Origin of the sequence: Microcoleus sp. MOSTC5, assembly GCF_036701825.1 — a bacterium.
Lineage (GTDB): Bacteria > Cyanobacteriota > Cyanobacteriia > Cyanobacteriales > Microcoleaceae > Microcoleus > Microcoleus asticus.
Genome location: NZ_JAUBRK010000058.1, coordinates 45,016 through 52,267 on the forward strand (window position 1 = coordinate 45,016; position 7,252 = coordinate 52,267).

5 protein-coding genes and 2 pseudogenes are annotated in these 7,252 nt (G+C 43.0%); 1 reads left to right on the forward strand and 6 read right to left on the reverse strand.

All coding sequences use genetic code 11. The features are described from left to right. Positions 1-875: 875 nt before the first annotated feature. Positions 876-1,847 (forward strand): solanesyl diphosphate synthase, encoded by a 972-nt coding sequence (sds, locus tag QUA54_RS26255; RefSeq protein ID WP_333194074.1) that lies wholly within the window; start codon positions 876-878, stop codon positions 1,845-1,847. A gap of 129 nt (positions 1,848-1,976) precedes the next feature. Here sds and QUA54_RS26260 read toward each other — a convergent pair whose 3' ends face one another. The 6 genes and pseudogenes from QUA54_RS26260 to QUA54_RS26285 form a co-directional block, all read right to left on the reverse strand. Beyond that, on the reverse strand, positions 1,977-2,441 hold the full coding sequence (locus QUA54_RS26260) for a hypothetical protein (protein ID WP_333417060.1): 465 nt from the start codon (positions 2,439-2,441) through the stop codon (positions 1,977-1,979). Positions 2,442-2,776: 335 nt separating this feature from the next. Further along, positions 2,777-2,932, reverse strand: a pseudogene (locus QUA54_RS26265) (IS1 family transposase); the annotation flags it as partial. 9 nt (positions 2,933-2,941) lie between these two features. Then, positions 2,942-3,897 (reverse strand): annotated as a pseudogene (locus QUA54_RS26270) (IS630 family transposase). A gap of 380 nt (positions 3,898-4,277) precedes the next feature. Then, positions 4,278-4,577, reverse strand: a complete 300-nt coding sequence (locus tag QUA54_RS26275; protein WP_333417061.1) for a hypothetical protein — start codon at positions 4,575-4,577, stop codon at positions 4,278-4,280. A 72-nt stretch (positions 4,578-4,649) separates the two neighbouring features. Then, complete coding sequence (locus tag QUA54_RS26280) at positions 4,650-4,868, reverse strand: hypothetical protein (RefSeq protein WP_333417063.1); 219 nt, start codon at positions 4,866-4,868, stop codon at positions 4,650-4,652. Between the two features lie 69 nt (positions 4,869-4,937). Then, positions 4,938-6,560, reverse strand: a complete 1,623-nt coding sequence (locus tag QUA54_RS26285) for an IS1634 family transposase (RefSeq protein WP_333417064.1) — start codon at positions 6,558-6,560, stop codon at positions 4,938-4,940. Positions 6,561-7,252: the final 692 nt, after the last annotated feature.

The following is a 7,252-nucleotide window of genomic DNA, read 5'->3' on the forward strand; positions in this document are numbered from 1 at the left end:
TAACCCTGCCTTTGTGCACAAGCATTCAAGGCAGGGTTATTATTGAGTATTCCGAATTCTCAACGGTGAAGCGAGCGCGCTACTGCCGGATTCGGCTGCCGAGCAGTACACTACTCGCCCAATCGAGTTATTTTAGCGCTGCGTTCGGCCAACATCAGCAGTACATAAATAGTCATTACATAGCCGGCGGCCAGAATGGGAATAATTAGAGGAATATCGCGATAAATCATAATTAGAACCAAAAGTCAAGGACTAGGAGGAGGAGGACAAGTTCAAGACCTACTACATTAAGTCAGCACGCAAGACCATGCCTTGGTTCTGAAGGCTGCTTTTCCATATCAAGTCTGCGGGAACATTTAGGCGTTCCCGGTCAATAATGATTTACTGCTTTACAGATGCTTAAACAGCCTAAAACCATCCACTTTAGCTGCTTTGAGCTACCGTGCACATAAGATGCGCTAGTCTTAAATCCTGAAAAATTTTAGCCACGAGGAACTAAAAATCTGTCCCAGAAATTTTCGCTGCGATCGACTAACAAGGCTGGCTCTAAGAAACTCTTACAGGCTCCTGGAAGCTACCTGCCAGTCTGGCTGTACTTAATGTATAGAATTGTTTAAATCCTTAACTCCTATAATAACACAGGGTTTCTGGGATTTAGAGATTTTTTGGCAATGTCCTTAACAATTCTATACAATAGGGGCAACCCCTGCGGCAGCGGGCTACTCGCCTCTGGCTGTCGCGTGACTCGGCTCGGGCTGCAGATGACAAATAACTGCCGATCGCCTAGATTATTCTTTCCTATTGCAGAGAATTACCTTAAAATAAAGATATGATATGTAAAATTTTGTTACTTTACCGCTTGAGTCGGCGTATCCATGATCTCTAGCTCTCTCCTATTTTCCTCGGTTGAAGAAGACCTGCGACTGTTGACAGAAAACTTAAAACAGTTAGTGGGTGCCCGTCATCCCATATTGTACGCGGCTGCAGAATACTTATTCGGCACAAAGGGAAAACGGGTGAGACCCGCAATCGTCCTGTTAATAGCCCGGACAACTATGCCCGATCGTCCAATCACAGAAAAACACCGCCGCCTCGCTGAAATTACGGAAATGATCCACACAGCAAGTTTGGTTCACGACGACGTGGTAGACGAGTCAGATCTGCGGCGGGGAGTACCGACGGTACACAGTCGGTTTAACAACCGAGTGGCAGTATTGGCGGGAGATTTTCTGTTTGCTCAATCTTCCTGGCATTTGGCAAATCTGGACAACCTGCCAGTAGTCAAACTGCTTTCCGAAGTGATTATGGATTTAGCTGAGGGGGAAATTCAACAGGGACTAAATGGATTTGACACCAGCTTGTCGATCGAAGCGTACCTCGAAAAAAGTTACTACAAAACAGCATCTTTAATCGCCAACAGTTCCAAAGCAGCCGGTTGTCTGAGCGAGGTTTCAGCGGAAATAGCAGACGATTTGTACAACTACGGGCGCAATATTGGTTTAGCCTTTCAAATAGTAGATGATATATTAGATTTCACTGCTTCAACGGAAACTCTGGGGAAACCCGCAGGCTCGGATCTCAGAAGCGGGAATCTGACAGCGCCAGCGCTATTTGGCCTAGAAGAAAAGCCTTACTTGGAAGTTCTCATAGAACGCGAGTTCGCCGAAGAAGGAGATATAGAGCAGGCTCTGGCATTGGTAAAAGATTCTAAAGGCATAGAGCGATCGCGAGAACTAGCCACCCATCACGCACAGAAAGCCGTCGAATACTTAGCTCCGCTGCCGCATTCTGAGTCCCGCCAAGCTTTGATTGACTTGGCAGATTACGTTTTGAGCCGACTTTATTAAAGGTGAAAAAGTTACATAAACTTTACGAGGAATTGGTAATGGGGAATTGGCAATAGGGAATTGGTAATGAGTAATGCCCGATGCCCAGTGTCTAATGCCCTATTACCAATTAATAGGAAATTGAGTTATTTAAGCAATATCTGGCGGTGGAGCCGCTCGATACTGTTGCAAGTAAACGTTAATTAAGTTCTGCACTTGCTCGCGAGGGATTTCGGTTCCCACTTCCTGATTGCCGGGACTTTCAAAAAAAACAATACTGTCAAGACCTTCAAGAGCTATCATCTGAAATAATATGTGAGTGACAGGCAAAAGCACCGGTCTGAGACGATCGCCCGCAGCAGCCGCGGCCTGCGACGCATCTTTAAGACTGGTCCAAGCATAAATCACCCTCTTCTCCCGTCCCGGTTGCTTGAGATTGCTCAAAACCACGATCGCCCAACTTTGGTCTACCGCTTGCAGGATCGAGTATTCGAGATGCTGTAGCTGTTGGGCAATTAACACCAGGGCCGGGGCGATCGCCTGTAAGATTTGTGGCGTCGCACCGTCGGGCGGAGCTTTTTCGATCAATGCTTGAATCTGTTGGTCTAAATCCATCAGTCAGTTCTTTGATATCTACAATTAAAAGTTTCAGGTTAGCAGGTGCGCGTCCAAGTATATATTACCCAGCACTGCCCCATAGAAATAGTACGCCATGTGGGGAACGAGCGTCTCGATCGCGAGCCCGCCGGGCAAACGGCACGACGGAGTTGATTCCCCGCGATCTAAAAAACAGACTTGCCACATCAAGCTATTTCCACTATAGTTCAATACGGTTTAGTTAAGGCTTAAATCATAGTAAACTACGTATTATATACAAAAATGGAAATAAAGTACATTACATCTCAAAGAATGTTCATTAGTCTCTCCGGTAGAGCTGCACAGTCAGGTTTTTAAGCGTTACTGACTTGTTGTAAAGAAACGTTATAATGATGGATAAAATACCAAATAGCGCCAATATGATTAGAAAGTTTTTTAGAAAATGAAAGGACTTTTCTCTCTAATCTAGCTATTCTTTGCCTGATTGTATTATTGAATCTTTCTATATATAGCCTTTCTCAGAAAGATGAGGTACAATAACAGCAGTGTGTAAACCAGTTAAAAATATTTGACGATGTAACTTGACCGAACGCAAACTCTATGGCTTTTGCTAATTCTTGATAATTAGTAGTCTTGATAGAACGGAGAATGATTTTAAGTTTTGACCGCAGATTTTAAATTGGTGAAAAATCTGGTGAATAAGGTGATAAGTATATTAATCTTGCCCCTTTTTTTTCGCTCGCTTTTTTCACTTCTTCTCCCAAGTGAATGGGACAATTCTCCATCACTACACAAGCCCCTTTCCATAGTTTTGGCACCAGCTTCCTGATAATAAAAGCTTCAAATGTAATTGCATCAGTTCCGCCTATTAGATTAACCGATGTCAAAATTTCATTGACTGACATTGCTCCAATTATTGAGACATTTTTGCCACGTTTAGTTGGTTTTGGCCCCTTGGCTCTTTGACCTTTTAAAGCTCTGGCATATAACCTAACCATTGCCAAATTAACTCCCGATTCGTCAATGAATATTAAGTCTTTAAAACTAATCTCTTTAATTTTTTCCCAGAACTCACACCGTAGGAGCTGAACTCGGTCGGTGCCTTTACCTGAAGGGAACAGAGTTTTTTTTTGACAGTAATATCTAAGAGTTTTATCCTTCTTGCTATTGTTGCTCTACTAAGGGAAAATCCAATTTTCTCATAAAGTAAATAACGAAGTTCTTCAAGAGTTGCATCATTGTTTACTTCAATCAATTGGGTCAATATGAGTAGTTGCTCTGCATTCAGTTTGCCTTTGACTCCACATCGGTCAGTTCGCGGAGTAATGTTTTTTGTTTCACGATATTGTTTAAGCAATTTTTGTACAAAACTCAGGGCTACAGAAAAGCGCTTAGCTATTGCTTTTTGTGAAATCGGTTCAGTATGATAAGTATCAAGGATTTTTTGCCTAAAATCAATCGAATAAGCTTTCATTTTTAACAATGTATTAAGAGGAGTACAAATTTACTTTTTGTGATTCAAGCAGCTCGTGCTGTCAAAAAAATGCTATTATCTATGCTATCGCTTTCGCGTGGCTTTACTGAACCATGTAATTATAGTTCGTTTGATCTGATATTCTCTGCTTTATCCTCCTGAGTGAGTGTCAGTAACATTATACCTCATCTTTCCGAGAAAGGCTATAGGATATCTTGCGGCTATCTTTGCCTACGGCTTTGTGCCGTTTGGATGGAAAATTTTTTTTGTATGCGTTCCAAAAGTCTGTAAACTGACGGGGTGACAACAAGAGTCAAAAGCTTGATAAAATCAAGGACATAGCCCTCAAACCCTTCTGAAAAAATAGGAGCTTATTGCGTCTAATTTCCATCAATTCTGCAATAGTTGGATGGCAAAAATCCATCCCTACTCCCTCCGCAACGCTCGGCCCACAATTGACCGTACAATCCAATCCAAAAACTACTATGACGGCGTTGCGCTCGTTTCGACTCAATCAGGCGACCGATGTATTTCTGAATTCCCATTTGCTTAAACTTACGTCCCTGTAAGATAGCGCAACTGTAAGCCAAAGCTATCAATACAATTAAACTTTTTAGGCTGTCGTCACAAGCGTAGCTTTTTTCAAAATTATAGCCTCCTGTTTTACAGTCCTTAAACATTGCTTCAATACCACTCCGACATTTAAACGCTGTTACAGCTTGTTTCAATGTGCCGATATTTTTGAGTAAATATCAGCCTTCATCTTCACCGCTATCTCGATATTTGCGTTGCCAATAACCAGCGACATCAAACAAGCCAAATCCTTTCTGTTTTGTGACTTTAACTCCCGGCAAATAAAACCTCGTACCTGGTACTAAACCACATTCGCTCAACCGCTTAAATTCCTTTCCTTGTTCTTGAATATACCGTTCCTGTTTTATTCCCACATTCCGCAGGTACGATCGCCTCATCGAAGATTTTTCAAAATATAGGACTTGAAAACAAAAAAAAATGACTTGAGCGATGTACTAGCGTTACTCTCAAGAAAGCAGGTAATATTTGCGACAAGGCGCACCAAAGAATTGGATAATCCACAATCTTTCTCGATTGAGATTGGTAATTTGTTTGACGCCATTAACCGTTAACAAATGAATCGACATAAAACATTGAAACACCCATCGCAGCGTGGGTTTGGCAGTAGGTTTACTTACTTGATTGTCAATGGTTTGTTTCGCGCGTTCGAGAGCTTGACGCAGCGAGCGTTGACCCAAACTATAAACTAACAAACACAAACCCATTAACATTGCCAGCGCAGCCACTCGCTCAGGGGTCTTGAGAAAGACACTCGAAGTAAAAAATAACGGATCTTTGAGAAACCGAAAACCTCGCTCCGCCGATTGCTGCGCCTTGTATTCTTGTAGAATTTGTTCATCACTTAACACCTTCTCGTCTAACACATTGGTTGCCAACAAAAACAAGCCTGCACGTTGCCGTTCGGCATCAATGACGCTACCTTTAGGAACAAGTAACGCACAGATTTGATAATGTTTCTGACCGGCTGCATCCTTGCGGGGTCTGCCACGTTTTTTGTGTTCTATAATTTCGATCGCTTGCTTGTCCTGTAATTGATGGTAGGGTAACTGTTGCGACAATGCAGCCGCGGCAGCTAGGGCATCTGGTTCACAGGCAAACTGTTGACTCTGTAATTGTTTGAGTGCACAAACGGCTTTTGCTTCTTGTTTTGCTAGGCGTTTCTCCAATTGTTTGAGGTCAGATACCAACCGTGCCTGACTTTTGACCACCAGCCATCGTTGTGGAATTTGAGCGTAGTTGTTCCCGCAAGCTGCTATCTGATAGCCTCTGAGGGAACTGGGTACTAATGCGTCGGGGTGGATCTGTTGCAACAAGTCTTTGGCACTGGTTAAGGTAGCGGGTACTCTGGATACCCATCTCAATTGGGTCATCTGTTGGAGGTTAGCAGCAGTGTAGAGGGCTGCATCAGCCACAAACAGTGCATCGACATTCCATTGCTGTTTGAATTCCAGAATCAGTTGGGCAAATACAGCCGAGTCGGTTTCATTGCCCGATCCCACTCTCAGGTACAAAGGGATATCTCCATCCCCACTGCACATCAGGTCTACCATAAATTGCTTTAAATCCGGGCGGTGGTCTCTGGAATAGCCGTGGGTGATGTGAATTGTACCTGATTCTTCCGTATCGTCTCGATCGCTCAGGTAATCGCCATCAACGTGCAGCGAACTCGAATCTAAGTGCAGACTCTGCAGGTCTACACCATAGCGTCGTGCCGCCGACAGTGCCACCGTCACGAAGATTTCTGTGAGTCCTTTTGCATACATTTTGTCCAGGACGCGCCCCAATCTGTCGTCATTTAAGTGTTCTGGTCTGATGCCTTCTCCTAACAAATGCTCTGTGGCCTTGCCGACAAAAAATTTTTCCAACAAGTACAGCGGGGCGCTGACAAATCCCAATCCATTGAGAATCATGGCTTTGACTGCTTGACCGGGCGTGACGATTTCTTGTGGGTGAGTCCCCAAGAGTTGATCGAGCCCTTCGACTAATCCGATCGCATCACAGATGCCAGCAATTAGTCCGCAGTGGTCAATATCTTGTACTCTAATATCAGACGCTTCAATATTGCTCATCTTTTAAAAATACTCGAGCGCGCGAGCGCACCTGCGGAATGTGGGTTATTCTTAAAACAAACTTGATATTCTTTTCACACAGCCAACTTGCCAGCTTAACACTCCCAAATTCACGCATCTCCTAAAAGCAAAAATTTATAATTTTTTAGCAGACCAAGAATGGGGGAGATTAAGCTTTGTTGTTCTCAGAGGTTGCTACAGCCTCGCTTCGGCAATATCTGCCAGTACAACGGTAAAGCTCTCTTGTCCAAAATTAGGCTAATCATAAACACATTTTTAGATCGCCACTCGGTTCTATCAATGGCGACCTTCAACTCTTGTGTCTTTTTAAATTGAGTTCTCAAGATATATTTAATCAGAGGAAACCAAATCTTTTCAATATTGAGGATAGGTAGCTTAAGAAATCGTTGAATAGAAGGTCGTCGGCTCTCAAACATGATGGGGTATGGCATCAATGTTGCCCATAACTCAATACTCACTTGTTTATGGATTTGGAGCAGAAAAACTAAAATTGTCAGAGTCAAGTATTCGGCGTTTTTGAGCTGCCGTTGGAAACAAATTTGGTAAAATGGAGGTAGCATTTTTTATAGATGGGGCTTCTTAACAATAGACCTATTGCAAAATAATTTTATGATATAATGAAAAGTTTTGCTGAGAGTTGATTGAATCCCAACTCCTAACTTATTTTCACT